Consider the following 26,530-nt stretch of genomic DNA (forward strand, 5'->3'; position numbering starts at 1 on the left):
CGGCTACCAGCCCGACGGATCGGTGGTGAGTGCGGGACGCGGCGCCTCGGGCTTGTCGTGGCCCGGCGTCAGCGCCTCCTTGGTTTCCTTCACCGACTCGATGGTCTCGCGGGGCCCCCGGATGCGGCGCACCTTCAGATAGCCGAACAGCGCCAGCGCGATGGTGACCAGCACCATGATCCCGAACACGATCAGGAACGCCGCCCATCGCCACAGCCAGGTGTCGAGCAGTTCGGCGATGAAGAAGAACAGGAAGAACGTCGAATAGAACAGCACGACCAGCGCCGCGATGAAGAAGACGCTGCCGGTGAGGCCCTTCTTCACATCGCGGGTGATCTCGGCCTTGGCCAGTTCGACCTCGGCGCGCACCAGCGTGGAGACCTGAGCGGTCGCGTCCTTGACCAGGTCACCGATCGACGGATCGGCCTTCGGAGCGTGCGGGTCGACGAGCGGAATCGATGTGATGGTGGCAGGCACGCCGTTCTTGCGGTCCCCGGTGCTCGAGCTCATGGGGGCTATGTTGCCATGGTCCGGGGGCGGGCGAAGCGACGGGCAAGGTTCCGGCAGCCGAGGTTTTTCCTCGTGGCCGACATAGAATGGCGATCACCGACCGAACGGGGAGACCTTGAGACACCGCTGGTGCAACCTGGCGCGTTTCGCTTCGCTGGCGGTGCTGGCCCCGATGGCGCTGCTGATGAGTCCCACAGCACACGCCGACGGACCGGTGGATCTCGGCGGCGGATCCGGCATCGTCATCGACGGGCACGCGTTCTGCACCCTCACCTCGATCGGGCACGATGCGGCAGGGAAGCTCATCGGCTTCACCTCGGCGCACTGCGGCGGTCCGGGTGCGGTCGTCGCGTCCGAAGCGGCGCCGAAGGCCGGCACGCTCGGTGTCATGGTCGCCGGCAACGACGGCCTCGACTACGCCGTCATCGAATTCGATCCGCAACGGGTGCGCCCGGTGAACACGGTGAACGGATTCTCCATTTTCGGGCTCGGGCCCGATCCGTCGTTCGGGGAGGTGGCCTGCAAGCTCGGGCGCACCACCGGCTACTCGTGCGGTGTCACGTGGGGGCCCGGACAGGACCCGGGCACCATCCTCAATCAGGTGTGCGGGCAGCCCGGGGACTCCGGTGCGCCGGTGACGGTGAACAACCGGCTCGTCGGCATGATCCACGGCGCGTTCACCGAGGAACTGCCGACGTGCGTGGTGAAGTTCGTGCCACTGCACACGCCCGCCGTCACCATGTCGATCAACACGGTGCTGGCGGACATCACCACCAAGAACCGGCCCGGCACGGGGTTCGTGCCGGTCTCGTAGCCGGAACTACTTGCTGGCGCGGATCGCTTCGAAGACGCTCGGGTCGAGCAGTGTCGAGGTGTCACCGAGTTCGCGGCCCTCGGCGACATCGCGCAGCAGTCGCCGCATGATCTTGCCGCTGCGGGTCTTGGGCAGCTCCGGAACCACGTGGATCTCCCGGGGTTTGGCGATCGGGGAGATCTCCTTGGACACCTCGGCGCGCAACTCGTCGACCATCTGCTCGTGCGACAGCTCGGCGGCGTGGCTCTTGAGGATGACGAAGGCGCAGATGCCTTGGCCGGTGTGCTCGTCGGTGGCGCCGACCACGGCGGCCTCGGCGACTCCGGCGTGTCCGACCAGGGCGGACTCGACCTCGGCGGTGGAGATCCGGTGCCCGGACACGTTCATCACATCGTCGATGCGGCCCAGCACCCAGATCTCGCCGTCGGTGCCGTAGCGCGCGCCGTCCCCGGCGAAGTACCAGCCCTGTTCGGCGAACCGTGACCAGTAGGTTTCCTTGAAACGTTCTTCGTCGCCCCAGATGCCGCGCAGCATGGACGGCCACGGCTTGTCGAGCACCAGATACCCGGTGGTCTGTTCGGTGCCCTCGACGGCACGCGCGAGGTCGTTGCCGTCGTCGTCGACGATCTTGGCCGAGATGCCCGGCAGCGGGGTCATCGCCGATCCCGGCTTGCATTCGGTCACACCCGGCAGCGGCGAGATCATGATCGCGCCCGTCTCGGTCTGCCACCAGGTGTCCACGATCGGGGTCTTGTCGGCGCCGAAGACCAGCCGGTACCAGCGCCAGGCCTCGGGGTTGATCGGCTCACCGACCGAGCCCAGCACCCGGATGCTGGACAGATCGTGTTCGAACGCGAGTTCGCGGCCCCACTTCATGAACGTGCGGACCACCGTGGGCGCGGTGTAATAGATGGTCACACCGTACTTTTCGATGACCTGAAAATGCCGGTGCTCATCCGGCGATGCCGGGGTGCCCTCGTAGACGACCTGGGTGGCGCCATTGGCCAACGGTCCGTACGTGATATAGGTGTGCCCGGTCACCCAGCCGATATCGGCTGTGCACCAATACACATCGGTCTCGGGCTTGAGGTCGAAGACGTTGTAATGGGTGTAGGCGGCCTGCGTCAGGTAGCCGCCCGAGGTGTGCACGATGCCCTTGGGCTTACCGGTGGTCCCCGAGGTGTACAGCAGGAACAGCGGTTGCTCGGAATCGAAGGCCGCCCACGCGTGCTCGGTGGAGGCCGTGGGCACGGTCTGGTCCCACCACAGGTCACGCCCTTCGGTCCAGGGCACGTCAATTCCGGTGCGTCGCACCACCAGAACGTGCTCCACCGGACTGTCATCGCCGAGAGCGTCGAGTGCCTCGTCGACACCGGCCTTCAGCGGCGCGGCATTGCCCCGACGGAACTGTCCATCGGTGGTGATGACGATCTTGGCCGCGGCGTCCTCGATGCGGGCCCGCAGCGCCGCGGCGGAGAAGCCGGCGAAGACCACCGAGTGCATCGCGCCCAGACGGGCGCACGCCAGCATCGCGATGATGGCCTCGGGCACCATCGGCATGTAGATCGCCACCCGGTCACCGGCCTGCAGACCCAGCCCGGCCAGCGTGTTGGCCGCCTGGTTCACCTCGTCCTGCAACTGGGCATAGGTGATGGTGCGGGCATCGCCCACCGGTTCACCCTCCCAGTGAATGGCCACCCGGTCACCGTTGCCGGCCTCGACATGGCGGTCCACGCAGTTGTAGGCGACGTTGAGTTTGCCGCCGACGAACCACTTCGCGAACGGCGCGTTCGACCAGTCCAGCACCTCTTCGAAGGGGGTTTGCCAGCTCAGCCGGTTGGCCTGCTCGGCCCAGAAGGCAAGCCGGTCAGCCTCGGCCGCGTCATAGAGGTCACTGGTGGCATTGGCCTTTGCGGCGAAGTCGGCCGGCGGCGGGTACGCGGTTGTGCTCATGGGTGTGAGCCTAGTCACCAAACGTTGCACCGACGTTGGCGCCTCACAACATCCGCTGCGGGCGGTCCGCCCGTTGCGCCGAGCGTCAAAGATTGCGAGCCCAGCGGTCGGCTAGCGTAACCGCAATGACCGATCCACTCGCCCCGCTCGTCGCACTCGAAGGGGTGCTCGCTGCGGGAGAAGAGGCCCGCGAGGAGCTGGGCCGAGCCCACCGCCACCGCACCAACCTCCGCGGCTGGCCGGCCACGGCGGCCGAGGCTGCATTGCGGGCGGCACGGGCGTCGTCGGTGCTCGACGGCGGTTCACTGAGCCTATCCGAGAACGGGGAGCCGGATGCGGTGCTGGCTGGTGCGCTGCGGGTGTCCGAGGCGCTCGAGGGCGGAGCCACCGCCCTGACCGGCGTCTGGCAGCGCGCGCCGCTACAGGCGCTGGCCAGGCTGCATGCGCTGGCGGCGGCGGATCTGGTCGATGACGAGCAGCTGGGCCGGCCCCGTTCGGCTCCGGAGGTCGGGCCCCGCCTGGAGATGCTGACCGAGTTGGTGACCGGCGGCACGAACGTCCCCGCCTTTGTGCTGGCCGCCGTCGCGCACGGGGAACTGCTGACCCTGCAGCCGTTCGGCACCGCCGACGGAGTGGTGGCCCGAGCGGTGTCCCGGCTCATCACGATGTCGAGTGGGCTGGATCCGCACGGGCTCGGAGTCCCGGAGATGTTCTGGATGAAGCAGTCCGGTAACTACCGGGCGGCCGCTCGCGGATTCGCCTCGGGAACGCCGAACGGGCTGGGTGCCTGGCTGGTCCTGAGCAGCCAGGCTTTGCAGGCCGGTGCCCGCGAGGCGCTGTCGATCGCGCAGGCCGCGAAGGGCTGATCGAACTCACCCAGCAAATGAAGCGGGCGACGATCCGTGATCGGACTCTCGTCCGAATCGGCTCGCCGCCCGCTAGCACGGACTCCGGTTACCAAGCGTGCTCTGGTGGGTTGTGTGGGTGGCCTCGGCGTTCTCCCGATGCGCTACGACTGCGACCCCACCCAAGAGGCCGTCGACGCCATTCGCTTTTCGGAATTCCGCAGGCCCACAACGCTTCTGCCTGTATGGCGGCATGTGCTCCGCGTGGGTTCCGGTGATCCGTGCTGGGACGCCTGGCTCGGGAGATCACACCTTCTCTTCCGGTGTGGCCTTGGCCTTACCAAGCTTCCGTGCCTCCTTTGTACTCCGTGACCGCGGTCACATCAAGTACCAATCGGGGGTGAATCCGGATCGTTACGGCGCGACGCTCAGCTACCGACGGGTAGCGGTGCGCGGCAACAGCTTACGGAGCAGCGAATATGTCAGTGCGCCGCCGGCCAGCGCGCTCAGTCCGACCGCGACGGTGGTGGCGACGGCCGCGCCCGACGGGGCGGGCAGCCGGTCGCGCAGTGACACCGGCCGGCTGAAGGTCAGTACCGGCCAGCTGCGCGCGGCGGCCTCCTTGCGCAGGCCGCGGTCGGGATTGACCACCGACGGATGACCGACGGTCTCCAGCATCGGCAGGTCGGTGATCGAGTCGGAGTAGGCGTAGCAGTGCTCCAGGGCGTATCCCTCGCGGGCGGCGAGCTCGCGGATCGCGTCGGCTTTGCCTTCGCCGTAGCAGTAGAAGGCAACCTCGCCGGTGTACTTTCCGTCCTCGACGACCATCCGGGTGGCCATCGCGTGGGTGGCGCCCAGCGCACGGGCGATCGGCGCCACGATTTCTTCGCCAGAGGCCGACACCACCACGACATCGCGGCCGCACAATTTGTGGTCGGCGATCAGGTTGGCGGCCTCGGCGAACACCAGCGGGTCGACGATCTCGTGCAGTGTCTCGCCGACCACGGAGCGCACCTGTTCGACATCCCAGCCGGTACACATATCCGTCAGGTAGGTGCGCATCCGATCCATCTGATCGTGATCGGCGCCGGACATCAGGAAGAAGAACTGCGCATAGGAAGACTTGAGGACGGCGCGGCGGTTCAGTAGTCCTTGGTCGAAGAAAGGTTTGCTGAACGCCAGCGTGCTCGACTTTGCTATGACTGTCTTGTCGAGGTCGAAAAAGGCGGCCGTGCGGATGGGCTGACCGGTGCGCGTTGCGGGGTCTGTCCCGCCGAATTCGCCGGCGGGCCCCTCGGATACCGTCACGATGACCAGCATAGGCGGGGGCCCAGGGAGGCCTTTCCCAACGCTGGGAAAGTGGCAGGTCACGACAGGTGTCGGAAACTGCACATTTTTTCGCATTTCGGGTAAATGTCCTGCATCGCTACTTGCGCCCCCGGCCAATCCCGTGTGTATAGTGGGCCTTACTCGGCTATGGCTGAGTGTGGATCAGCCCGACCCCCCGGGGCTGATACACGACGACCTCCGCCTCCTCCCCCCCTGGCGGGGGTCGTCCCTTTTTCCGGGTGGGTTCGACACCCGACTCGATTCTTCCAGCACAGCCGACAATCGTTGCGGAACGCGATTTTCACTACGCCGGACGTTCGTCGAAGCCATGCACAATCGCCGATTCATCCACAGATCCCGCGCACCGTCTGGTGCCGGCGTGCTCGGCTTGGGCACCGTGGATGAATGACGCCACCCGCAGTACTCGCCTTGGTCGAGCAGCGACCGCTGCGTGACGATGTCGACCGGGTGGCCGCGGCGGCGGCGCTGCGCGTGGTGCACGCCGACCGGCCTTCCAGTCGCGCGGTGTGGATGAGCGCAGCCCTAGTCGTGCTCGATACGGCGGCCGCCGGCCGGTGTGCACACGATGGTCTTCCCCGTCGTGACCGGGTCTTTCTGGTGAGTGCGTCCGAGCCCGACGGTGAGGACTGGAAGGTGGCGGTATCCGTTGGGGCACAACGTGTCATCCGGCTGCCCGACCATGAGGCCGACCTGATCGACGCGTTCACCGAGGCATCGCGGGGCGGGTCGGATGTACGCCGCGGCGCGGTGGTCGCCACCATCGGAGGGTGCGGCGGGGCGGGGGCTTCGTTGTTTGCGGCGGCGTTGGCGCAGGCCGCGCCGCAATCGCTGCTCATCGATACGGATCCGTGGGGCGGCGGTCTGGACCTGGCGATGGGCACCGAAAGCACACCCGGACTGCGTTGGCAGGACCTCACACTCCGCGACGGGCGACTGGGGTTCGACGCGCTACACGCCGCGCTGCCCCGGTGCCGCGGCGTCACCGTGCTCTCCGGTGGGCGTCACGGCGCCGATATCGACGCCGGTCCGCTGAGCGCGGTGATCGACGCCGGCCGACGCGCCGGCGTCGCGGTGATCTGCGATGTGCCGCGCAGGTCCAGTCCCGCCGTCGAGGTCGCGCTGGAGTCGGCGGATCTGGTGGTCACCGTCGTGCCGGCCGATGTCCGCGCGGCGGCGGCTGCCGGGGCGCTGACCGGCTGGGTCCGGACGGTAAACCCGAATGTCGGGCTGGTGGTGCGGGGTCCGGCGCCCGGTGGCCTGCGCGCGGCCGATATCGCCACCACCGTGGGGCTGCCCGTGGTGGCGACGATGCGCCCACAACCCGGGTTGGCGGACGCGCTGGAGCGGGGTGGGCTGTGCATGCGGGCGCGGTCTCCGCTGGCGCGGGCCGCGGCGGCGGTACTCGGGTTGTTGTCATGACGGCTTCCCTCATCGACCGGGTCCGGGAGCGCCTCGCCGCCGAGCAGGGGCCGCTGCGTCCCGGCGTCGTCGCCGAGGCGATCCGCGCGGAGTCCGGCGGTCTTCTCGGTGACACCGAGGTCCTTGCCGGTATGCGGGCCCTGCATACCGAGCTGACCGGCGCGGGCATCCTGGACCCGCTGCTGCGCCGCGAGGGTACCACCGACGTCCTCGTCACCGGTCCCGACGCGGTGTGGGTCGACTGCGGAAACGGTCTGCAGCGCAGCGAGATCCGATTCCCCGACGAAGAGGCGGTCCGCCGACTGGCCCAACGGCTGGCGCTGACCGCAGGCCGCCGGCTCGACGACAGCCAGCCCTGGGTCGACGGCCGGCTCAGCTGCCTCGGTGATGACCTGGTCCGGTTGCACGCCGTGCTGCCGCCGATCGCGGCCGCCGGCACGTGTATCTCGCTGCGGGTGCTGCGTCCGGCCCGCCAGGACCTCGCGGCTCTGATCGGCACCGGCGCGATCGCCGCTCCCGCCGCCGACCTGCTGCGCCGGATCATCGCGGCCCGGCTCGCGTTCCTCGTCTGCGGAGGGACCGGGGCGGGTAAGACGACCCTGCTGTCGGCCGCACTGGGCACGGTCGCCGCAGCAGAGCGCATCGTATGCGTCGAGGATGCGCCCGAACTCGCGCCACGGCATCCGCATGTCGTCAAGCTGGTGGCCCGGGGCGCCAATATCGAAGGGGTGGGCGAGGTCACGATCCGTGACCTGGTCCGTCAGGCCCTGCGGATGCGCCCCGACCGCATCGTGGTGGGCGAGGTGCGCGGCGCCGAGGTGGTCGACCTGCTCACCGCGTTGAACACCGGGCACGACGGTGGTGCGGGCACGGTGCACGCCAACAGCGCCGCCGAGGTGCCGGCCCGCCTGGAGGCGCTCGCCGGACTCGGCGGCCTGGACCGGGCGGCGTTGCACAGCCAGCTGGCCGCGGCGGTGCAGGTGGTTCTGCATGTCGGACGCGGCAGCGGTGGCGCACGTCGGCTGACCGAGATCGCGGTGCTCGGTCGTGGACCGCTGGGCTGGGTGACGGCAGAACCGGCCTGGCATGCCGACCGCGGATTCGGTTCCGGCGCTGTGAAACTGGCTGAACTGCTGGATCAGCGGAGCCGGCCGTGAGCGCCGCGGCGATCCTGCTGGCCGCGGCGCTGTTGGTACAGCCCGCGCCGGCACGTGCCCGGCTGATCAGGGCGCGACGGTCGGGGCCCCTGCAGGCTCGGGCACTTCGGTGCGCGGCGGTTGCGCCGGCGCTGGTCGCAGTCATCGCGCTGGATCCGGCTGTGGTGCTGGCCGGGGTGATCCTGGCCGGCACGCTCGCCGTCCGAAGTCGCGGTGCATCGGCGCGCCGGCGCAGGTCTGGCGAGGCCGCGGCGCTGCGGGACGGGCTGGGCATCCTGGCCGCCGAGCTGCGCGCCGGCGCCCACCCGGTGGCGGCCTTCCAGGCCGCCGGCACCGAAGTGGGCGCCGAGGTGGGCCGACGATTTCAGGTGGTGGCCGCCCGCGGTCTTCTTGGCGCCGATGTCGGCTCCGGAATCCACGCCGTGGCGGCGATCTCCGCGCAACCGGAGAGCTGGGAACGCCTGGCTGTGTGCTGGCGGTTGGCGCAGTCACACGGCCTGGCGATCGCCACCCTGATGCGGGCCGCGCAGCATGATCTCGTCGAGCGGGAGCGATTCCGGGTGCGGGTCGATGCCGGACTGGCGGGTGCGCGCACGACGGCGGCCGTGCTGGCCGGGATGCCGCTGTTGGGGATCGCGCTGGGACAGGCCATCGGTGCGGATCCTCTGGAATTCCTGTTCTCCGGAGGGGCCGGTGGCGTGCTCTTGGTGATCGGGGTCGCATTGTCCTGCCTGGGCCTGATCTGGTCCGACCGGATCGTCGCAGGAGTGTCCAGATGAGTTGGGCTGCTGTGCTTCTCGCCGCTGCACTCATGGTGGGCGGTGGCCCGGCCCGGATCCGGGGCCGCGTCGGCACGCAGGCCGTGTCGACGCCGCGGCGCGCTGATCCGCTGGCGGCGGCGTCCTGCTTCGACGTGCTCGCCGCGTGCCTGTCGGCGGGCATGGCGACCGCCTCGGCCGCCGAGGCCGCCGCGGTCTTGGCGCCATCGGCGCTCGCCGACCAGCTGACGCGGGCCGCGCACCTGCTGGTGCTCGGCGCCGACTCAGAGCGCGCCTGGGCTGATCCCGGAGCCTCGGGCGACCGGCACGGCGCGGTACTGGCGCGGCTGGCCCGGCGGTCGGCGAACTCCGGGGCCGCGTTGGCGAGCAGCGTCGCCGAACTGGCCGACCAGGTGCGCGTCGATGCCGGAGCCGCGGCCGATGCCGCCGCGGAACGGGCCGCGGTGCTCATCGCCGGCCCGCTCGGGCTCTGCTACCTGCCGGCATTCATCTGCCTGGGAATTGTCCCGGTGGTCGCCGGATTGGCCGGTGACTTGATGTGGTCAGGACTGTGGTGAAAGGAAAAAGCAACTGTGCGCAACATCATTCGAGATCTGCAGGCGCGTCTCATGATCGTCGTGGGGGACGAATCCGGGATGAGCACCGTCGAGTACGCGATCGGGACCATTGCCGCGGCCGCCTTCGGCGCGATCCTGTACACCGTGGTGACCGGCGACTCCATCGTCAACGCCCTGTCCAACATCATCACGCGTGCGCTGAACACCAGTGTCTGAGCGGTGATAGCGGTGCCGTCACGGTCGAGGCAGCATTTGCGATCGCCGCACTGGTGTCGGTCCTGGTGGTCTGCCTGGCGGGCCTCAACGCGGCGGTGCTGCAGATCCGGTGCGTCGACGCCGCTCGGGAGGCGGCTCGGCTCGCCGCCCGCGGCGATGACGGGGTCGCGGCGGCGCGCCGGGTCGGTCCGGCCGGGGCGGTGGTCTCGGTGCATCGCGACGGTGGGCTGCTGGTCGCCAGAATCAGCACGAAATCTCCCTTACTGCCGGGGATCACCATCGCCGCCGAAGCGGTATCGGCGGCCGAGCCGGGCCGGTGAGGACACCGGATCGGCAAGCCTGGCCGCCGTCGGAATGGTCCTGGTGCTGCTGGTCGTGACGGCCGGGGTGGCGGTGCTGGGGTCGGTGGTGATCGCGCGGCACCGCGCGCAATCGGCCGCCGATCTGGCGGCGCTGTCGGCGGCCGGCGCGCTGGTATCCGGATATCAGATCGCCTGCGGTCGTGCGATATCGGTGGCCACCGCGATGCGGGCTACGGTGACCGACTGTGCGGTCGACGGACTGGACACCATCGTCACCGTCGCGGTCGATGCGGGTGTGCCGGGGTGGCGTGCCTCCGCCCGCGCGCGGGCCGGACCGGGTGAGCCGGCGACCTGAACCGGCTCAGTCCGCCGATTTGCCCATCCGCAGTATCGATTTCAGGCCGCTGAGCCCGTGGGTTTCGGCGCCGTCGGGCACCTCGGCGTCCTGCTGAGACGCGGCGAGCTCTTCTTCGGTGGGTAACCGCATCGACAGCAGCGCGGCGTAGGTGTCGTCGTCGAGTTCGACCTTGTTGGCCGTCACATGGATGGGGGTGTAGCCGCCGCCGATGGCCGGCAGGCGCAGGACCCGCGCGGCCGGCCCCCGCATGAAGTCCTCCCTCATGCCGGCGATGACCGGCTCGTCGGCCGGATCGATCGCCGGTTCGCCGCGTTCGCGGGCGCGCCAGTCGTAGTGCGGGCTCGGCCGGTCCAGCCACTTGAGCAGCCGCCAATGCTTCATGTCGACCAGCGCCCGATGCACGCCGGGTGCTGCCAGCCCGTTGAGGATTCGCTGCGCCAGATCGTCGGGGCGCACCACCGGACCTTCGCGCACGCTACGCCAGTTCATGGCCCGGCAGATCAACCGCTCACTGCCGTCGGCCTGCTGCTCCTGGACGGCGCGGGCAACGAACCCCACGGTGATCGGCTGGCCCTGATAGTCGGTGACGTTCCAGGTGCTGCACAACAGGTTGCCGGGTTTGGCCCGGATGACCATGGACAACACCTTGGACTCGTTGGCGTTGAGCTCGCGTGCGGGCAGATCCTCGGCAAACGCCCTGCCATGAGTGGCCTCGGTGGCGATATCGCGGCCGGCGTTGGCCAGCGATTCGGGGGTGTCGGTGGCCACCCCGGAGGTCAGATCCCACTTGAGCGGACCCGGGATCGGGCGCTCCGGGGGTTCGGCATCCGGCGGCCCGATCCACAGATGCACGCCGTGGATCACCCCGTCCGACATGTGCACCACCTCGGTACGAATCACGCGGTCGTGTTTGGGGGTGATGATGCTCAGCGCGTGCCCGGCCCGCACGGTTTCACCGATGGCCGACTGGATGGCCATCAGATGTGGATTTCGACGCAGGAAGCTGCTGATCGGCACCAGATTCTTGGTCCGGGCTCCCTGCGCGACGACGGCGGGTTCGTCGCCGAGTGTCTCCACGAGCAACCAGTCGTGGTCCATGGGGGCAGTTTAGCTGGCGCGTGGCGGTCCACCAGCGACTTTCCCGCTGCGGAATCCGTCGATCATCGTGGCGGAATCGCCATTGTACGACCGCTTCGGGCACCCGATTGCACTAATTTTGAGTTGCAGATAGTGCCTCCGAAAAGGTAATTTGCCTCTGCACCCGGATCCCGGGGGTTTGAGAACGGATCGCGTTGTCCGACCGTTTTGTCGCGAAGCCTGTGTGCTCGGCGTCGCTGCTGTCGGCGCATTGCTGAACGCGGCGGTCGGCGAGGGGTGGACCGCTGTGCGGTGTCAGTGCCGCACCAGCGCGTCGAGCACCAGGCGCAGCACCCGCACGGCGCCGTTCTTGTCCAGCGGATCGTTACCGTTGCCGCACTTGGGCGACTGCACGCACGACGGGCAGCCGGCGGGACATTCGCAGGCCTCGATGGCGGCCGCTGTCGCGGCCCACCAGGTCTGGATCTGCCGGTAGCCGCGGTCGGCGAACCCCGCCCCGCCCGGATAGCCGTCGTAGACGAAGATCGTCGGCAGGCCGGCCAGCTCACCCCGCCCGGGTCCGGCGGCTGTTGACACCCCGCCGATATCGCCGCGGTCGCAACTGGCCACCAACGGCAGCAGGCCGATGGCGGCATGCTCGGCCGCGTGCAGGGCCCCGGGTACCGAAAGTGCCTCGATACCGTTGTCGGCCAAGGCTTCCGGTGTGATCGTGCACATCACCGCAACGGTCTCCAGGGTTCGGGTCGGCATGTCCAGTTCGACGAAGTCGATGACCTCACCATCGGCGGCACGCCGCAGATAGCCGGTCACGGTGTTCGACACCGAGACCGGCACCACGCCGACGGTCACCGGGCCGTGCCGGTGCAACTCACCGTCGCCGGTCACCGCGATATCGGTCAACTCCCGGGCCGAGGTGGTGTAGCCGGGATCCTGGGCGTGCACCAGGGCGATACCGTCCTCGAAGTCCAGGGCGTCCACCACATAGGTCTCGCCCTGATGGAGATACACCGCACCGGGGTGCACCGATGCCGGCGCCTGCCCGGTGCCGGTGGTGCCCAGCACGCGGCCCGTCCCGGTCTCCAGGATGGCGATCTGGCCCCCCGACGATCCGCGGATGTCGACCGCGGGGTGCGGATCGATACCGGGGGCCGGGAAGTAACCGCCCGGCCTGCGGCGCAGCAGGCCGTCATCGATCAGCGCCGTCGCGACCGCCTCGGCGTCCCACATCCGGACCTCGGCATCGGTGAGCGGAAGTTCGGTGGCCGCGCACAGCAGCTGCGGTCCCAGCACGTACGGGTTCCGCGGATCGATGACGATGCGTTCGATCGGCTTGTCGAGCAGCGCCTGCGGATGGTGGACGAGATAGGTGTCCAGCGGGTCGTCGCGGGCGATCAACACGATGAGCGCGCTCTGCCCGCGCCGGCCCGACCGGCCGGCCTGTTGCCAGAACGACGTGACGGTCCCCGGGAAGCCGGCCAGCACCACGGCGTCGAGGCCGGCGATGTCCACGCCGAGTTCCAGCGCGTTCGTGGTGGCCAGGCCGCGCAGTTCGCCGTCGGACAGCGCACGCTCCAGGGTGCGGCGATCCTCGGCCAGGTAACCGGCGCGATACGAGGCGACCTGTCCGGCCAGCTCCGGGGCGACCTGCTCGAGGCGGGTCCGGGCGCCGAGCGCGGTCAGTTCGGCGCCGCGTCGCGACCGCACGAAGGTCAGGGTGCGGGCCCCCTCGGCCACCAGGTCGGCCATCACCCGCGCGGCCTCCGCGCCCGCCGAACGGCGCACCGGTGCGCCGTTCTCCCCGACCAGGTCGTCGAGCAGCGCGGGTTCCCACAAGGCCACCGTCCGGCCGCCCTGCGGTGAGCCGTCCTCGGTGACCGCCGTGACGGTCTGCCCGATCAGCTCGGATGCCGTCTCGGCGGGCGCGGCGGTGGTGGCACTGGCGAAGAACACCGTCGGCGATCCCGAGTGCCGCTCACACAGGCGCAGCAATCGGCGCAGCACCATCGCCACGTTCGAGCCGAAAATGCCGCGGTAGTAGTGGCATTCGTCGACAACGACGAACTGCAGGTTGCGCAGGAAGACCGCCCATTTGGCGTGGTTGCGCAGCAGCGAGAGGTGGATCATGTCCGGGTTGGAGAAGATCCACCGAGACCGTTCGCGAGCGAAGCGCCGCAACTCGGTGGTGGCATCTCCGTCGTAGGCACTGGGCGCCACATCGCGCAGGCTGGGCACCGCGTCGGTGAGCGCCTGGGCGGCGCGCAACTGATCGTGGCCGAGCGCCTTGGTGGGCGACAGGTACAGCGCGCGTGCTCGTGGATCGGCGGCCAGCGCCGTCAGTATCGGCAACTGGTACCCCAGCGACTTGCCCGATGCCGTGCCGGTGGACAGCACCACGTGCCGTCCCTCGTGCGCCAGATCCGCCGCGGCGGCCTGGTGCGACCACGGTGTGCTGACCCCCCGGTCGGCGAACGCCGCGATGACGTCGCGGTCGGCCCAGTGCGGCCAGTCCCGGTGCGCGCTGCGCCGCGGTGGCAGGTCTTCGACGTGACGCACCGGATGCTCGTCGGCCGGGGTGCCCTCGAGCGCCCGGGACAGCAGGTCCCGGCCGAAATCGGACCCGGAAGGCGCCCTGGAACCAGACAACTGTCACCTTCCATGATCGTTCGGATGTGTACCCCGGTGAATTGTTAACTACATGATCGTTTCGAGACTGTCGCTGAGGCGTTGAACGTGGTTGACTAAAGGCGGTCGCAGCTTCTGTGTTCGTGTTTCAGCACCCGCAGGATCGAACGTTGCGATCGCGGTTCCTGCGAGGTTGTAGGTCGGGTCGAGTTCCGGCGACACACGCGTTGGTATGGCGGTCGGAACGGGCCCGGTACACCGGAAGTCGGTGAACCGCACCCGGTAAGAGAAGGAATGTACGAGAGATGCCACAGGGAACTGTGAAGTGGTTCAACGCGGAGAAGGGCTTCGGCTTCATCGCCCCCGAGGACGGCTCCGCTGACGTGTTTGTCCACTACACGGAGATCCAGGGGTCGGGCTTCCGCACCCTGGAGGAGAACCAGAAGGTTGAGTTCGAGGTCGGCCAGAGCCCCAAGGGGCCGCAGGCCACCGGCGTTCGCGCCGTCTGAGTCATCGCACCAGGAGGACACCCCCGGCCCCGCCGGGGGTGTTTTCGTATCAGGCGCCGTTAGTGTCGTGCGTGTGAGCCAGCTGTCGTTCTTCTCGGCCGAGTCGGTGCCGCCGACGGTCGAGGACCTGACCGGGCTGCTGGCCGCCCACGGCCAGGTGGTGCTCACCGGCGGTGAGGCGCGGCTGTCCATCGTGGTCGACGCGCTCTGGCGTGCCCGTGAGCTGGCGGTGATGATCACCGAGGTCGGGCTGCAGGCCGAAATCTTGCGCACCGACGAGGACACGCCGTTGGTGCGCACCGGCATGGACAGCCGGTTGGCCGGGATCGCCGCCGACTGGACGCGCGGCGCGGTGAAGACCGTTCCCGGCAATTGGCTGCCCGGCGCGCGGGAATTGCGGGCCTGGACGCTGGCCGCGGGGACGCCCGAGGCGGCGGACCGTTACTTGCTGGGATTGGACCCGCACGCACCCGATACCCACCCGGTGCTGGCATCGGCGCTGATGCGAGTGGGTATAGCGCCCACCTTGATCGGTACCAGAGGCTCCCGTCCGGCGTTGCGCGTCAGTGGTAGGCGGCGCCTATCACGGCTGGTAGAGAACGTCGGGGAACCTCCCGACGACACCGAGGCGTTTGCACAATGGCCGCGAATATAAGGAACGCCGACGGGCGAGCCAGTTTGCGTTGGTTCGCCCAGGATGCGAAATTGTCAGTTGCCAGCGCGCCGCACGGCGCCTCGGCAACAGAGAAGTGGAGTGTAAGAGCAGGTGGCTGACGACGACCGGAGCCGGGCAGGCGCCGGTAACGTTCGGCGGCTCGTGATTGTCGAGTCGCCGACCAAAGCGCGCAAGATCGCGGGTTACCTCGGCTCCAACTACATCGTCGAGTCCTCCCGCGGGCACATTCGTGACCTGCCGCGCGCGGCCGCCGACGTGCCGGCCAAGTACAAATCCGAACCGTGGGCGCGCCTCGGCGTCAACGTCGACGCGGATTTCGAACCGCTCTACATCGTCAGCCCCGACAAGAAGGCCACGGTCACCGAGCTCAAGGCCCTGTTGAAGGATGTCGACGAGCTCTACCTCGCCACCGACGGTGACCGCGAGGGCGAGGCGATCGCCTGGCATCTGCTCGAAACGCTCAAACCGCGCGTCCCGGTCAAGCGGATGGTGTTCCACGAGATCACCGAGCCGGCCATCCGGGCCGCCGCCGAGAACCCTCGCGACCTCGATATCGACCTCGTCGATGCGCAGGAAACGCGCCGCATCCTGGATCGCCTCTATGGCTACGAGGTGTCCCCGGTGCTGTGGAAGAAGGTCGCGCCGAAGCTGTCGGCCGGCCGCGTGCAGTCGGTGGCCACCCGCATCATCGTGCAGCGCGAGCGCGAGCGGATGGCCTTCCGCAGTGCCGGGTACTGGGACGTCACCGCCGAGCTCGACGCCAGCGTGTCCGATCCGCAGGCCGCCCCGCCGCGGTTCACCGCGAAACTCAATACCGTCGACGGGCGCCGGGTGGCGGCCGGGCGCGACTTCGACTCCCTCGGCGCGGTCCGCAAGCCCGACGAGGTCCTGGTGCTCGATGAGGCCGCGGCCACCGTCCTGGCCAACGGGCTGCGTGGTGCGCAACTGGCCGTCTCCTCGGTGGAGCAGAAGCCTTACACCCGCAAGCCCTACGCGCCGTTCATGACGTCGACGTTGCAGCAGGAGGCCGGGCGCAAGCTGCGGTTCTCCTCCGAGCGCACGATGAGCATCGCGCAGCGGTTGTACGAGAACGGCTACATCACCTACATGCGTACCGACTCGACGACGCTGTCGGAGTCGGCGATCAACGCCGCGCGTAACCAGGCTCGCGATCTCTATGGTGCGGAGTACGTACATCCGACCCCGCGTCAGTACACCCGCAAGGTGAAGAACGCGCAGGAGGCCCACGAGGCGATCCGCCCGTCCGGTGACGTGTTCCAGACTCCGGGTCAGCTGCACAGTGCGCTGGAGACCGACGAGTTCCGGCTCTACGAGTTGATCTGGCAGCGCACCGTGGCCTCGCAGATGGCCGACGCGCGCGGCACCACGCTGAGCCTGCGCATCGCCGGCGCCGCCAGTTCGGGTGAGCAGGTCGTCTTCAACGCCAGCGGACGCACGCTGACCTTCCCGGGCTTCCTGAAGGCCTACGTCGAGAGCATCGACGATCAGGCCGGCGGTGAATCCGACGATGCCGAGAGCCGGCTGCCCAACCTCACCCAGGGTCAGCGGGTCGACGCCGCGGATCTGACCGCCGACGGGCACACCACGAGTCCGCCGGCCCGCTACACCGAGGCCTCGCTGATCAAGGCGCTCGAAGAACTCGGCATCGGCCGGCCGTCGACGTACTCGTCGATCATCAAGACGATCCAGGACCGCGGGTATGTCCACAAGAAGGGCAGCGCGCTGGTGCCGTCCTGGGTGGCCTTCGCCGTGATCGGGTTGTTGGAGCAACACTTCGGCCGGCTGGTCGACTACGACTTCACCGCCGCCATGGAGGACGAGCTCGACGCGATCGCCTCCGGTAACGAGCGACGGACCAACTGGCTCAACAACTTCTACTTCGGTGGCGAGCACGGCGTCGACGGTTCGATCGCCCGTGCCGGCGGCCTGAAGCAGCTGGTGGGCGGCAACCTCGAAGAGATCGATGCCCGACTCGTCAACTCCATCAAGCTCTTCGACGATGACCAGGGGCGTGCGGTCAATGTGCGGGTCGGCCGCAACGGCCCGTACCTGGAGCGGATGATCGAGGATCCGGACAATCCGGGTGAGCTCAAACCGCAGCGCGCGAACCTCAAGGACGAGCTGACGCCCGACGAGCTGACCCTCGAGCTCGCCGAAAAGGCTTTCGCCACACCGCAGGAGGGCCGCTCGCTGGGCGTCGACCCGGAGACCGGGCACGAGATCGTGGCCAAGGACGGGCGGTTCGGCCCGTATGTCACCGAGGTGTTGCCGGAGCCGCCCGAGGATCCGGATGCGGGTGTGGGCGCCAAGAAGGGCAAGAAGCCGACGGGCCCCAAGCCGCGGACCGGGTCGCTGCTGCGCACCATGGACCTGGAGACCGTCACCCTCGAGGACGCGCTCAAGCTGCTGTCGCTGCCGCGGGTGGTCGGTGTCGACCCGGCCAACAATGAGGAGATCACCGCGCAGAACGGTCGCTACGGCCCATACCTCAAGCGCGGCACCGATTCCCGGTCGTTGGCCACCGAGGAGCAGATGTTCACCATCACCCTCGACGAGGCACTCAAGATCTACGCCGAGCCCAAGCGGCGCGGCCGCCAGGGTGCGGCCACCCCGCCGCTGCGCGAGCTGGGCAACGATGCGGCCTCGGGCAAGCCGATGGTGATCAAGGACGGCCGCTTCGGACCGTATGTCACCGACGGTGAGACCAACGCCAGCCTGCGCAAGGGCGACGACGTGCTGTCGATCACCGATGAACGCGCCTCGGAGCTGCTTGCGGATCGTCGTGCGCGGGGCCCGGTGAAGAAGGCGGCCAAGAAGGCGCCGGCGAAAAAGGCTGCGGCCAAGAAGACTCCGGCCAAGAAGGCCCCGGCGAAGAAGGCCGCCGCCAAGAAGGCTTAGCCGGACAACGCGCGGGTGTACGGCCGCACCGGCCGGGCCAGCTGCGTGGGTGCCTTGCGGCCGCGCAGCTCGACGATCTCGCCGACGTCCCAGCACAGGGCCTCGGCGTCGAGCGCGCCGCTGACCGCGATGGCGGAGGCGAGAACGTGGCCCTCTTCCAGCTTGGCCAGTTCGGTGAGCCGCGCGGCCTCGTTCACCGGATCGCCGATCACGGTGTATTCGAAGCGGGCCTGAGCGCCGATGTGGCCGGCGATCGCCCGTCCGGCGGATACCCCGATACCGAACTCGGTCTGGCCCAACACATTCACCAACTCGTCGTGCAGCTCGCGGGACGCCGCGAGCGCGGCACCGGAAGCGTCGGGGTGTTCGATCGGGGCGCCGAAGATGGCCAGCGCCGCGTCGCCCTGGAACTTGTTGACGAACCCGCCGTGCTTGTTCACCGTGTCGACGATGACGCGGAAGAATTCGTTGAGCAGGTTCACCACCTCGGACGCGGGGATGGTGGAGGCCAGCTGAGTCGAGCCGACCAGGTCGACGAACAGCACCGCGACATCGCGTTCCTGGCCGCCCAGTTCGGTCCCGCGTTCCAGAGCCCGGCGGGCCACGTCCTCGCCGACGTACCGGCCGAACAGATCACGCAGACGTTGCCGCTCGGCCAAATCGCGCACCATGTCGTTGAAGCCGGCCTGCAGCAGGCCGAGCTCACTGGCATCGTAGATCTGCATGTGCGCGTTGTAGTTTCCGCGTTGCACCTCGCCCAGCGCCCAGCGCAGCTGACGCAGCGGGTCGGCGATCGACATCGAGACCAGCACGGTGCCGACGAGTCCGATCAACAGCGCGGCGATGGCCAGCAACAGGATCGGGGTGGTCAGTTTGTCGGCCGGCGCATTGAGGATCTCGAACTTGCTCGCCACCACGGCCAGCACGATCGCCAGGATCGGCACGCCGGTGGACAACACCCAGGTGAGCACCTGGCGCAGGATCACGCCGGGGGCACGGAAGTTCTCCGGCACACCGGTGCGCAGAGCGGCGACCGCCACCGGTCGCAGCACGCGCTCGGACTGCAGGTATCCGATGATCGCGACCGCGGTGGCGCCCAGGGCGGTGGCGACCGCGACGACGGGCGCCGACTTGCTGGCCACCGGCCAGCTCGCCACGATGAACACGATCGAGCCCAGACACCAGTTGGTGACGTTGATGACCGACCGGTAGAAGGGCATCTTGAGCGCCCGCACCCGGGCCACCTCGGTGATGGTGGTCGAGGTGTCACCGAGCAGTGTGTCGCGGCGCTGCCAGCGGATCACCGGGATGAGCATCCGCAGGGTGATGTAGGCGGCGATGGTGAACGAGACGAACAGATAGGCCAGGAACACCGCCAGGTTGAACGCCGGAAGCTCCTGGAGCTGGATGCGGTCCTCGGGAGGGAGGCCGTAGCGCAGGAAACCCAGCACCAGCAGCGCGCCGATGATGTCGGCCTGCACCATGCCCAGGCCGAACACCGGCCACGGCGTGCGGGCCACCCAGCGAACGAACGCGCTGACGCGTCCGATCGGTGTCACCTCCGCACTCACCCGTTCACCGTATCGGTCACCGGCCACGAGTCGCGCCGCTGAGCCCGTGTCGTGTCCGCCGCTGCCACTAGTGTTGAGCGGTGCGCAGCGGTGTCTTTTCACGTCTGGTGGGTCAGCACCTCGTCGAGGAGGAGCTGCTCGCGGCCGCCACGGCGGCCCGGGGTGACATGTCTCACAGTGGTCTCACAGCTGGGGGAATGACTCATGCCTGGCTGATCACCGGCCCGCCCGGGTCCGGTCGTTCCATCGCGGCGGTGTGTTTCGCCGCGGCGCTGCAGTGCACGTCGGAGGGGCAGCCGGGCTGCGGTGAGTGCCGGTCGTGCACCACCACGATGGCGGGCACGCATGCCGACGTGCGCCGGATCATCCCGGAAGGGTTGTCCATCGGGGTGCGCGAAATGCGCGAGATCGTGCAGATCGCGTCGCGCCGGCCGGGCACGGGTCGCTGGCAGATCGTGGTGGTCGAGGATGCCGACCGCCTCACCGAGGGCGCGGCGAACGCGCTGCTCAAGGTGGTCGAGGAGCCACCGCCGTCGACGGTGTTCCTGCTGTGCGCCCCGTCGGTGGATCCCGAGGACATCGCCGTGACGCTGCGCTCGCGCTGCCGGCATGTCGCGCTGGTGACACCGCCGACCGCGTCGATCGCCGAGGTGCTCACCGAACGGGACGGCATCGCCGCCGACGTGGCGGCCTGGGCGGCGTCGGTCAGCGGGGGACATGTCGGCCGCGCCCGCCGGTTGGCGACCGATCCGGAGTCGCGGCTGCGCCGGGAGCGAGCGCTGAGCCTGGCCCGCGATGCCGCCACGCCGTCGCGCGCCTACGGAGCGGCCGAGGAACTCGTCGCCACCGCGGAGGCGGAGGCGAAGGCACTCACCATGGACCGCAATGAGAGCGAGACCGAGGAGTTGCGGACCGCGCTCGGTGCCGGCGGCACCGGGAAGGGCACCGCGGGTGCCATGCGCGGCGCCAGTGGGGCGATGAAGCAGCTCGAGCAACGCCAGAAATCACGGCAGACCCGCGCGTCCCGCGATGCGCTGGACCGTGCGCTGATGGACCTGGCCACCTACTTCCGCGACGCGCTGGTGGTGTCGGCCGGTGCGGGCGGGGTGGTCGCCAACCACCCGGATATGGCCGAGAAGGTGGGATCGATGGCCGCCCACGTGGCGCCGGACAAGCTGCTGCGCTGTATCGAGGCGGTGCTGGACTGCCGGGAGGCGCTGGCGATCAACGTGAAGCCGAAGTTCGCCGTCGACGCGATGGTCGCGACGGTGGGGCAGGCCCTGAAAACCTGATTCGGCGGGCAGGAGCGCAGCGACCAGGGGATCAACTTGGGTCGCGAGCCGGGGCTGCCGTAGACTCGTCCCGCCTGCGTAGGCAGGCGCGCCACCCTAGCTCAGTCGGTAGAGCAATTCACTCGTAATGAATAGGTCAGGGGTTCGATTCCCCTGGGTGGCTCCACGTTCTTGTATTACCTCGGTTGATGCCCCCGAAGGCGGCAACTGAGACCCCTCCTCCGGCCTAGGAAGAGAAGTAGGGCGGTCGGCGATCTTGAATTAGTTGAACTGACAAGTCCGTAATTCAACTAAGTAGGCTAACAAGTTGAGTCTCAGCGGCGCGCTTCTATGTACGTTGAACCTTGCGTGAGAAGTTCAACCTAAATCCCGTAAGGTTGAACCTATGGATATCGAAGCTGTGGGCAAGTCGCCGATCGGGAATCTGATCCCGATTAGCGGCCTTGACCCCAGGACCATGGAGCCCTGGGAGTATTGGGCATACCTACCGGACCCGCTGCCTGTGGAACCGAACCTAAGCCCGGCCGCAGTGGCGGCAGCCGCGAAAGCTGCCATGGCCATCGCGCGACTGGACGAGGCAGTTGCGCAACTGCCTCGTCCTGAAATCTTGGTTCGACCGATCATTCGGCGAGAAGCAGCCAGCACTTCTGCGCTTGAGGGCACGTACGCGACATTCCAGGAAGTTCTTGAAGCCGACTTCCTCCAAGACAACCAAATGTCCTACGAACAACGCGAGATTCGCAACTACGTGGAAGCATCCGAGCTTGCTATCCAGAACATCACTGAGCGCCGGATTTCACGCAGCTTTCTCGGCGGGCTACAGCGGATCATTGTCCGCAGAACAAAGGGTGATACAGCAGATGCCGGTGATCTTCGCCCGCACGAGGTAGCGATCGGCGCGGAGAACAAACCGATCCAGGAGGCTAGGTTCGTACCTTGTCCCGCGGGCGATCACCTCATTTTCGGGGTTGACGCCTGGGAACAATGGATCAACCAAAAGTCCGACCTTCTCATAGTCGCGAAGATGGCGATTGGTCATTACCAATTCGAGACGCTCCATCCGTTTGGAGACGGAAATGGCCGCCTAGGAAGGCTGATTTCTCTATTGCAGATCATGCAAACAGGTGAACTCCGGTGGCCGGTCCTTAATATCGCACCGTGGTTCGAATCAAGACGGCAGCTATATCAGGATGGGCTACTTGATGTTACTCTCTCCGGAGACTTCAGTCCGTGGGTCGAACTGTTCGCGGAAGCCGTCGAAGTTCAAGCCCGCGAAGGTCTTACCAAAATCCAAACTCTCTTGTCGATCCGCGACCGGATGGTTGCAGATCTGAGAGCTAGGGGTATGCGCGGGTCCCCAGTGGAGATCGCCGAAGTCCTAATTGGATACCCAGTCATTGATGTACCGACCGTAAAGAACCTGTTGGGCAAGTCTTTCCAGGCTGCTAACCAGGCGGTCGGAAAGCTCATCGAACAGGGCATTCTGATGGAGATAACTGGCCGGCGCCAGGACAGGATGTTCGTCGCTCCAGAGATACTGCGGACGGTGAACCGGGTGGATCACTAGCACGCACCCGCGCGGGGAGCGGTTGTAGTTGGCCACACTTACGGCACGGAGATGCCAAGAATCATCGGATTGACCAATCGCCTGAGATGCTCAGCCGCCGCTTTGGCCTCAAATGACAGGAATCGTGCATTGGTTGCGGAACGCGTAGCCGCCTGGTCCTAAGTGAATAGGTCAGGGGTTCGATTCCCCTGGGTGGCTCCACGTTTGCGTTCACCGCGGCCGTCACGGCCGCACGGCGTCGCGCCAGGCCAGCGGATTCAACTCGCGGTAGGGGTCACCGGCCCGAATTTCCTGCACGTCGGCCAGCACCGCCTCCAGCGCTGTCTGGGTCCGGTGTTTCACGGTGTCTGCCCAGTCCGGCGCGGATACGCCGGCCGGCCTGGTGGTGTCGATCGGTTCGGCGAAGCGTAGATACATCCGCTGCGGCCGTGGGATCAGCGTGGGTCCGATGCCGTGCAGCAGTGGCATGGCCATATCGTCGGGCGCGCCGAGCGCCTTCGCGAGGGCCTGGCTGAGCCGCCCCCACCGGCCGTCGCGGGTGGTGAGGCTGCGATACACGTCATCGCCACCGATGAGCCCGGCCGGCACGATCGGATAGTCGTGTTCGGCGGCAATGCGCGCAAAGCCGGTGCGACCCTGCCAGCGCAGCGAGTACTCCTCGCCCTTGAACTTCGCGATCTCGCGGCCACCACCGGGGAACACCAGGATGGGCTGGTTGTGGCGCATGAGTTCGTGCGCCGCCTCGGGTGCGCCGACGGTCGCCCCGCACGCGGCCAGCAGATCGGCGGCCGGGCCGGGCATTTTGCCGAAGCCGCGGTCGGTCAACGGTCGTACCAGCGTGCCGATTTCGCGGCGGACCAGATACGGGATCAGAAACCCCTCGGCACCGGACTGGGTGTGATTGCCGACCAGCAGGAATCGGCCGTCGCGGGGGAGGTGCTGGAGTCCGTCGACATAGGGCCGGTAGAGGTCGAGCAGGGGCCCGACGCCGTCGGCGACCGTTTCGACGATCTGTCGAATCGTCTGGATCCGGCCGGGCTGGTCCATCAACCGTGCGGTGTCCGTCATGATCGTCATACCGCCAGCGTAGCGAACGAACCGGTTCGTCTGGCTATGATTCCGCTGTGCGAACCACGACCGAACTCCGGACCGAGATCCTGGCGGCGGCCCGCGTCGAGTTTGCCCGGCACGGACTGGCCGGTGCCCGCATCGACCGCATCGCGCGCGCGGCCCACGCCAGCAAGGAACGGCTGTACGCGCACTTTCGGGACAAGGAAACACTGTTCCGGGAGGTGCTGGCCGCCGACGCCGCCGCGTTCTACCGGGCGGCCACCCCGCGCCCCGAGGCCGTCGAGGAGTTCGTCGGCGATATCTACGATCTGGCCTGCCGCAGGCCCGAGCACCTACGGATGATCGACTGGGCCCGGCTGGAGGGATTCGCCCTTGGAGCACCGGAACTCGATGGCCAACCGCTGCCCGCACACGCGATAGCCGCCATCGGCGAAGCCCAGGCGGCCGGGCGGGTCGATACCGCGTGGCGGCCCGACGATCTGCTCGTGCTGCTGTTCGCCATCGGGTTGGCCTGGGCCCACCTGCCCGATCCCGGTGCCATCACCGGCGATCCCGAGATCCTCGCCCACCGGCGGGCCGTCGCCGTCGAGGCCGCCGGCCGACTGATCTCGCCGCGGGGCTAGCCCGCTCGGCGCTGGGATTGCTTGCGCTCAGCCAGCCGCCGCCACATATCCTCCAGATCGATATCGTGGGGTTGGCGCGGGCGACGCTGGTGAAACAACGAGTCGTCGTGACTGGCAGGGCAATGAAACCGGTGCAGCTGAAGGCATTTCGCCGGCCAACGGGCCTCGTGCTCATCCTCCAGATCGATCACCTGCCGGGTGATCCGGCGGATGGCGAACCGGTTACCCGCCGCGCTCTCCTCGGTCGGGTACATCCGCGCCTCGAACAGGCGCCAGTCCCCATAGGCCATCTGCAGCCAGACCGTGTCGGTGCCGCAATGCTTGCACGGTGCGACCACCGACGGTCGCGAATCTGCCTGGTCCATGCATCCAGGCTAGGGACAGGCGCCGACATTTCGGGCCCGCACACGCCGCACGGCCCGAACTATCGAGGCGCCACGAACCCGAGCGGCCCGGCGGCGATGCACACCGAGAGCGCAGCGGTGTTCGCACTCACCCGGATGGCGTCACCCGCTCCGGGCAACCGCACGAACACCCGGTTGAGGCCGGGGTGCACCGGCACCTTCACCGGTACACCCTCGGTCAGCGACATGGTCAGCGATCCCTCGCTGTTGGCCAGGTAGTTGAGCTCGGCGGTCCAGTCCGCGGGCAGCAGCGGCCCGTCCAACCTCATGACCACATCGGAGTCCTCGGTCTGCACCAGGTAGCCGCAGCCCGGCACGGGCCCCGGGGTGATGGTGCGCACCCAGCTGACCAGTGCGTCACGCAACCGCCCCGTACTGTCCAGGACCCGCAGTTCCGTTGTGGTGCTGCCGAACTCCGGACGGTCGGGCAGTAACGCGAACATGTGGCTGGCCAGGTTCTCCGGTGCGGCCACCCGCTGCATGATCATCGGATCGACCTCCTGGTCCAGCAGCGGCGCCGCCTGCGGGCCGGCCACAGCCAGGCTGGTGCGCGCATTGTCCAGGTAGGCCGGCACCGGGCTGTCCCGCCAGACCCGCAGGAAGGTGGCTGTCGAGTACAGGCTGCTGCCGACGAAGGCCGCCGCGGCCACGATGACCACCACCGTCCGGGCCGGGGATGCGTCCAGCCGCCGCGACGACGCGCGGTTCGGGGCGCGGAACGCGACAGCGGCCAACAGCGCCAGGACCACCACCAGGTCGGGCAGATAGCGCAGCGTCTGGGCCAATTCAAGTGCGGTGAACTGCGACGAGCGCATCAGATAGATCGGCACCTGGCAGGCCACCGCATAGCCGATGGCGACCAGCCAGACCGGACCGATGCGTTCCTTGCGCGCCAGGGACACCGCCACCGCAGCCGCCAGCACCAGCCAGCCCAGCACCATCACCGGGACCGCAGGGGCGGCCCATGGCGACGCCGGTGCCCACCGCTGCCAGTCCCATGGCCCGCCGGCCAACCCGGGCACGATGCCATGGGTCACCGAACGCCGTAGCAGATCCCAGGTCATGCCCAGATCCAGCGACCAGCGTTGCTGGTCGACCACCACCAGGTAGACCCCAATCCAGGCGGCGGTCACCGCGAGAAGTCCCGTCCACAGCCGGATTCCGCGCCGCCACACATCCGCGACGGACCCACCGGTGACCCAGGCCAGCAGCGCGGTCACCGTGAACGCCACAAACGGGATGACTGCGGATTTCTCGAAGAACAGTAGGGCGCCGAAGTAGACCCCGACGGCGGTCACGGCATAACGCCGATTCCCGGTGCGTACCGCCAGGATCGCATCGGCGCACACCCACGCCAGCGCGGCCAGCATGGGCAACGAGTTCAATCCCGCTGCCCACCAGGCAAATCCGGGCACCGTCAGGGGGGTGAACAGTGCGAACGTCAGCGGGACCAGCAGCACCGGGCGCCAACCCAGGATCACGTACAGCGCGCGCAGCAGCGCCGCCGACGCCAGCAGTTGCAGCAGCACCAGGCTGATCGCGGGGCCGGCCCACTGCAGTGGTGCCAGCCGGGTGATCGCCCCGGCAACCAGGAAGGCACCCGGCATGACGTGCCCGTCGTGATCGTCGAACAGGTACTGCGCGGACAACAGCGGCTGGGTGCCGGCCCGCCCGACCAGGATCAGGTCATCCCAGTAGAAGTCACCGCCGAAGGCCAGCACGGACCGGATCAGCAGCTGCACCGCGACCAGTGCGACCGCCGCCCGGCAGATCCATCTCCCGTCGCTGCGCTCGCCCGGGGTCCGTCTCCCGTCGCTGCGCTCGCCCGGGGTCCATCTCCCGTCGCTGCGCTCGCCTGGCCTCCCGTTCATCGGTTGCGACTGTACGGAGGCGATCCCGCACAGCTCACGCGGCTACA

24 protein-coding genes and 1 tRNA gene are annotated in these 26,530 nt (G+C 68.2%); 16 read left to right on the forward strand and 9 right to left on the reverse strand.

The window, feature by feature from the left end; genetic code table 11:
* Positions 1-3: 3 nt before the first annotated feature.
* On the reverse strand, positions 4-510 hold the full coding sequence (locus A7U43_RS06010; protein ID WP_067992275.1) for a phage holin family protein: 507 nt from the start codon (positions 508-510) through the stop codon (positions 4-6).
* 172 nt (positions 511-682) lie between these two features.
* On the opposite strand from A7U43_RS06010, the gene A7U43_RS06015 reads away from it, so the two are divergent.
* Positions 683-1,324: a chymotrypsin family serine protease gene (locus A7U43_RS06015; protein WP_068001995.1), complete on the forward strand. Its 642-nt coding sequence runs from the start codon at positions 683-685 to the stop codon at positions 1,322-1,324.
* A gap of 6 nt (positions 1,325-1,330) precedes the next feature.
* On the opposite strand, the gene acs is transcribed toward A7U43_RS06015, so the two are convergent.
* A complete protein-coding gene (acs, locus tag A7U43_RS06020; protein ID WP_067992278.1) occupies positions 1,331-3,277 on the reverse strand; it encodes an acetate--CoA ligase in 1,947 nt (648 codons plus the stop codon).
* Between the two features lie 125 nt (positions 3,278-3,402).
* Here acs and A7U43_RS06025 point away from each other — a divergent pair, with 125 nt between their 5' ends.
* Positions 3,403-4,143, forward strand: coding sequence for a Fic family protein (locus A7U43_RS06025; RefSeq protein WP_067992280.1), 741 nt, complete (start codon positions 3,403-3,405; stop codon positions 4,141-4,143).
* A gap of 411 nt (positions 4,144-4,554) precedes the next feature.
* Here the strand turns inward: A7U43_RS06025 and A7U43_RS06030 are convergent, their stop codons facing one another.
* Entirely contained in the window at positions 4,555-5,430 is an 876-nt protein-coding gene (locus A7U43_RS06030) for an HAD-IB family hydrolase (protein ID WP_411289649.1), read from the reverse strand.
* A 426-nt stretch (positions 5,431-5,856) separates the two neighbouring features.
* On the opposite strand from A7U43_RS06030, the gene ssd reads away from it, so the two are divergent.
* Genes ssd through A7U43_RS30280 form a run of 7 tightly spaced genes read left to right on the forward strand, consistent with a single transcriptional unit; the run spans position 5,857 to position 10,257 of the window.
* Positions 5,857-6,891 (forward strand): septum site-determining protein Ssd, encoded by a 1,035-nt coding sequence (gene ssd / locus A7U43_RS06035; RefSeq protein ID WP_067992284.1) that lies wholly within the window; start codon positions 5,857-5,859, stop codon positions 6,889-6,891.
* Positions 6,888-8,048, forward strand: a complete 1,161-nt coding sequence (locus tag A7U43_RS06040) for a TadA family conjugal transfer-associated ATPase (protein ID WP_067992286.1) — start codon at positions 6,888-6,890, stop codon at positions 8,046-8,048. Before ssd ends, A7U43_RS06040 begins: the two co-directional genes overlap by 4 nt.
* Positions 8,045-8,827, forward strand: a complete 783-nt coding sequence (locus A7U43_RS06045; RefSeq protein WP_067992289.1) for a type II secretion system F family protein — start codon at positions 8,045-8,047, stop codon at positions 8,825-8,827. Before A7U43_RS06040 ends, A7U43_RS06045 begins: the two co-directional genes overlap by 4 nt.
* Positions 8,824-9,384, forward strand: coding sequence for a type II secretion system F family protein (locus tag A7U43_RS06050; RefSeq protein ID WP_067992291.1), 561 nt, complete (start codon positions 8,824-8,826; stop codon positions 9,382-9,384). Before A7U43_RS06045 ends, A7U43_RS06050 begins: the two co-directional genes overlap by 4 nt.
* Before the next feature lie 51 nt (positions 9,385-9,435).
* Entirely contained in the window at positions 9,436-9,600 is a 165-nt protein-coding gene (locus tag A7U43_RS06055) for a DUF4244 domain-containing protein (RefSeq protein ID WP_082902379.1), read from the forward strand.
* Positions 9,601-9,653: 53 nt separating this feature from the next.
* Complete coding sequence (locus A7U43_RS30275; protein WP_067992296.1) at positions 9,654-9,920, forward strand: TadE family type IV pilus minor pilin; 267 nt, start codon at positions 9,654-9,656, stop codon at positions 9,918-9,920.
* Between the two features lie 34 nt (positions 9,921-9,954).
* Positions 9,955-10,257, forward strand: a complete 303-nt coding sequence (locus tag A7U43_RS30280) for an Rv3654c family TadE-like protein (protein ID WP_231963536.1) — start codon at positions 9,955-9,957, stop codon at positions 10,255-10,257.
* Between the two features lie 6 nt (positions 10,258-10,263).
* Here A7U43_RS30280 and A7U43_RS06070 read toward each other — a convergent pair whose 3' ends face one another.
* Together A7U43_RS06070 and A7U43_RS06075 are read right to left on the reverse strand one after the other, a co-directional pair.
* On the reverse strand, positions 10,264-11,358 hold the full coding sequence (locus tag A7U43_RS06070; protein WP_067992299.1) for a PAS domain-containing protein: 1,095 nt from the start codon (positions 11,356-11,358) through the stop codon (positions 10,264-10,266).
* Between the two features lie 294 nt (positions 11,359-11,652).
* Positions 11,653-14,001: a DEAD/DEAH box helicase gene (locus A7U43_RS06075; RefSeq protein ID WP_067992302.1), complete on the reverse strand. Its 2,349-nt coding sequence runs from the start codon at positions 13,999-14,001 to the stop codon at positions 11,653-11,655.
* Between the two features lie 284 nt (positions 14,002-14,285).
* Between A7U43_RS06075 and A7U43_RS06080 the strand changes: the two genes are divergently transcribed.
* From A7U43_RS06080 to topA, 3 genes are all read left to right on the forward strand, one after another.
* The gene (locus A7U43_RS06080; RefSeq protein ID WP_006243848.1) at positions 14,286-14,489 is read left to right on the forward strand and encodes a cold-shock protein; all 204 of its coding nucleotides are present in this window, start codon (positions 14,286-14,288) and stop codon (positions 14,487-14,489) included.
* A 73-nt stretch (positions 14,490-14,562) separates the two neighbouring features.
* On the forward strand, positions 14,563-15,144 hold the full coding sequence (locus tag A7U43_RS06085; protein WP_067992305.1) for a hypothetical protein: 582 nt from the start codon (positions 14,563-14,565) through the stop codon (positions 15,142-15,144).
* A 111-nt stretch (positions 15,145-15,255) separates the two neighbouring features.
* Entirely contained in the window at positions 15,256-18,084 is a 2,829-nt protein-coding gene (topA, locus tag A7U43_RS06090; RefSeq protein WP_067992307.1) for a type I DNA topoisomerase, read from the forward strand.
* Here topA and A7U43_RS06095 read toward each other — a convergent pair.
* The gene (locus tag A7U43_RS06095) at positions 18,081-19,682 is read right to left on the reverse strand and encodes an adenylate/guanylate cyclase domain-containing protein (RefSeq protein WP_411289674.1); all 1,602 of its coding nucleotides are present in this window, start codon (positions 19,680-19,682) and stop codon (positions 18,081-18,083) included. The genes topA and A7U43_RS06095 overlap by 4 nt on opposite strands.
* A gap of 53 nt (positions 19,683-19,735) precedes the next feature.
* Between A7U43_RS06095 and A7U43_RS06100 the strand changes: the two genes are divergently transcribed.
* From A7U43_RS06100 to A7U43_RS06110, 3 genes are all read left to right on the forward strand, one after another.
* Complete coding sequence (locus tag A7U43_RS06100) at positions 19,736-20,947, forward strand: DNA polymerase III subunit delta' (RefSeq protein ID WP_067992310.1); 1,212 nt, start codon at positions 19,736-19,738, stop codon at positions 20,945-20,947.
* 90 nt (positions 20,948-21,037) lie between these two features.
* Positions 21,038-21,113 (forward strand) — tRNA-Thr (locus tag A7U43_RS06105).
* A gap of 219 nt (positions 21,114-21,332) precedes the next feature.
* Positions 21,333-22,514, forward strand: coding sequence for a Fic family protein (locus tag A7U43_RS06110; RefSeq protein ID WP_067992313.1), 1,182 nt, complete (start codon positions 21,333-21,335; stop codon positions 22,512-22,514).
* Between the two features lie 222 nt (positions 22,515-22,736).
* Here A7U43_RS06110 and A7U43_RS06115 read toward each other — a convergent pair whose 3' ends face one another.
* Positions 22,737-23,591, reverse strand: coding sequence for a lysophospholipid acyltransferase family protein (locus A7U43_RS06115; protein WP_067992316.1), 855 nt, complete (start codon positions 23,589-23,591; stop codon positions 22,737-22,739).
* A 47-nt stretch (positions 23,592-23,638) separates the two neighbouring features.
* Here A7U43_RS06115 and A7U43_RS06120 point away from each other — a divergent pair, with 47 nt between their 5' ends.
* Positions 23,639-24,208 (forward strand): TetR/AcrR family transcriptional regulator, encoded by a 570-nt coding sequence (locus tag A7U43_RS06120; RefSeq protein ID WP_067992319.1) that lies wholly within the window; start codon positions 23,639-23,641, stop codon positions 24,206-24,208.
* On the opposite strand, the gene A7U43_RS06125 is transcribed toward A7U43_RS06120, so the two are convergent.
* Both A7U43_RS06125 and A7U43_RS06130 read right to left on the reverse strand, forming a co-directional pair.
* Positions 24,205-24,573 carry a hypothetical protein gene (locus A7U43_RS06125; RefSeq protein ID WP_067992323.1) on the reverse strand — a complete coding sequence of 123 codons (369 nt, stop codon included), beginning with the start codon at positions 24,571-24,573 and terminating at the stop codon, positions 24,205-24,207. The genes A7U43_RS06120 and A7U43_RS06125 overlap by 4 nt on opposite strands.
* Positions 24,574-24,632: 59 nt before the next feature.
* Positions 24,633-26,483, reverse strand: a complete 1,851-nt coding sequence (locus A7U43_RS06130) for a hypothetical protein (RefSeq protein WP_231963537.1) — start codon at positions 26,481-26,483, stop codon at positions 24,633-24,635.
* Between the last annotated feature and the right edge of the window lie 47 nt (positions 26,484-26,530).

The organism is Mycobacterium adipatum (genome assembly GCF_001644575.1).
Taxonomy (GTDB): Bacteria; Actinomycetota; Actinomycetes; order Mycobacteriales; family Mycobacteriaceae; genus Mycobacterium; species Mycobacterium adipatum.

Coding starts and splice junctions, on each gene's coding strand:
- A7U43_RS06010 (WP_067992275.1), bottom strand. CDS start 510: ATGAGCTCGAGCACCGGGGACCGCAAGAACGGCGTGCCTGCCACCATC.
- A7U43_RS06015 (WP_068001995.1), top strand. CDS start 683: ATGGCGCTGCTGATGAGTCCCACAGCACACGCCGACGGACCGGTGGAT.
- acs (WP_067992278.1), bottom strand. CDS start 3,277: ATGAGCACAACCGCGTACCCGCCGCCGGCCGACTTCGCCGCAAAGGCC.
- A7U43_RS06025 (WP_067992280.1), top strand. CDS start 3,403: ATGACCGATCCACTCGCCCCGCTCGTCGCACTCGAAGGGGTGCTCGCT.
- ssd (WP_067992284.1), top strand. CDS start 5,857: ATGACGCCACCCGCAGTACTCGCCTTGGTCGAGCAGCGACCGCTGCGT.
- A7U43_RS06040 (WP_067992286.1), top strand. CDS start 6,888: ATGACGGCTTCCCTCATCGACCGGGTCCGGGAGCGCCTCGCCGCCGAG.
- A7U43_RS06050 (WP_067992291.1), top strand. CDS start 8,824: ATGAGTTGGGCTGCTGTGCTTCTCGCCGCTGCACTCATGGTGGGCGGT.
- A7U43_RS06055 (WP_082902379.1), top strand. CDS start 9,436: ATGATCGTCGTGGGGGACGAATCCGGGATGAGCACCGTCGAGTACGCG.
- A7U43_RS30280 (WP_231963536.1), top strand. CDS start 9,955: ATGGTCCTGGTGCTGCTGGTCGTGACGGCCGGGGTGGCGGTGCTGGGG.
- A7U43_RS06070 (WP_067992299.1), bottom strand. CDS start 11,358: ATGGACCACGACTGGTTGCTCGTGGAGACACTCGGCGACGAACCCGCC.
- A7U43_RS06080 (WP_006243848.1), top strand. CDS start 14,286: ATGCCACAGGGAACTGTGAAGTGGTTCAACGCGGAGAAGGGCTTCGGC.
- A7U43_RS06110 (WP_067992313.1), top strand. CDS start 21,333: ATGGATATCGAAGCTGTGGGCAAGTCGCCGATCGGGAATCTGATCCCG.
- A7U43_RS06115 (WP_067992316.1), bottom strand. CDS start 23,591: ATGACGATCATGACGGACACCGCACGGTTGATGGACCAGCCCGGCCGG.
- A7U43_RS06125 (WP_067992323.1), bottom strand. CDS start 24,573: ATGGACCAGGCAGATTCGCGACCGTCGGTGGTCGCACCGTGCAAGCAT.
- A7U43_RS06130 (WP_231963537.1), bottom strand. CDS start 26,483: ATGAACGGGAGGCCAGGCGAGCGCAGCGACGGGAGATGGACCCCGGGC.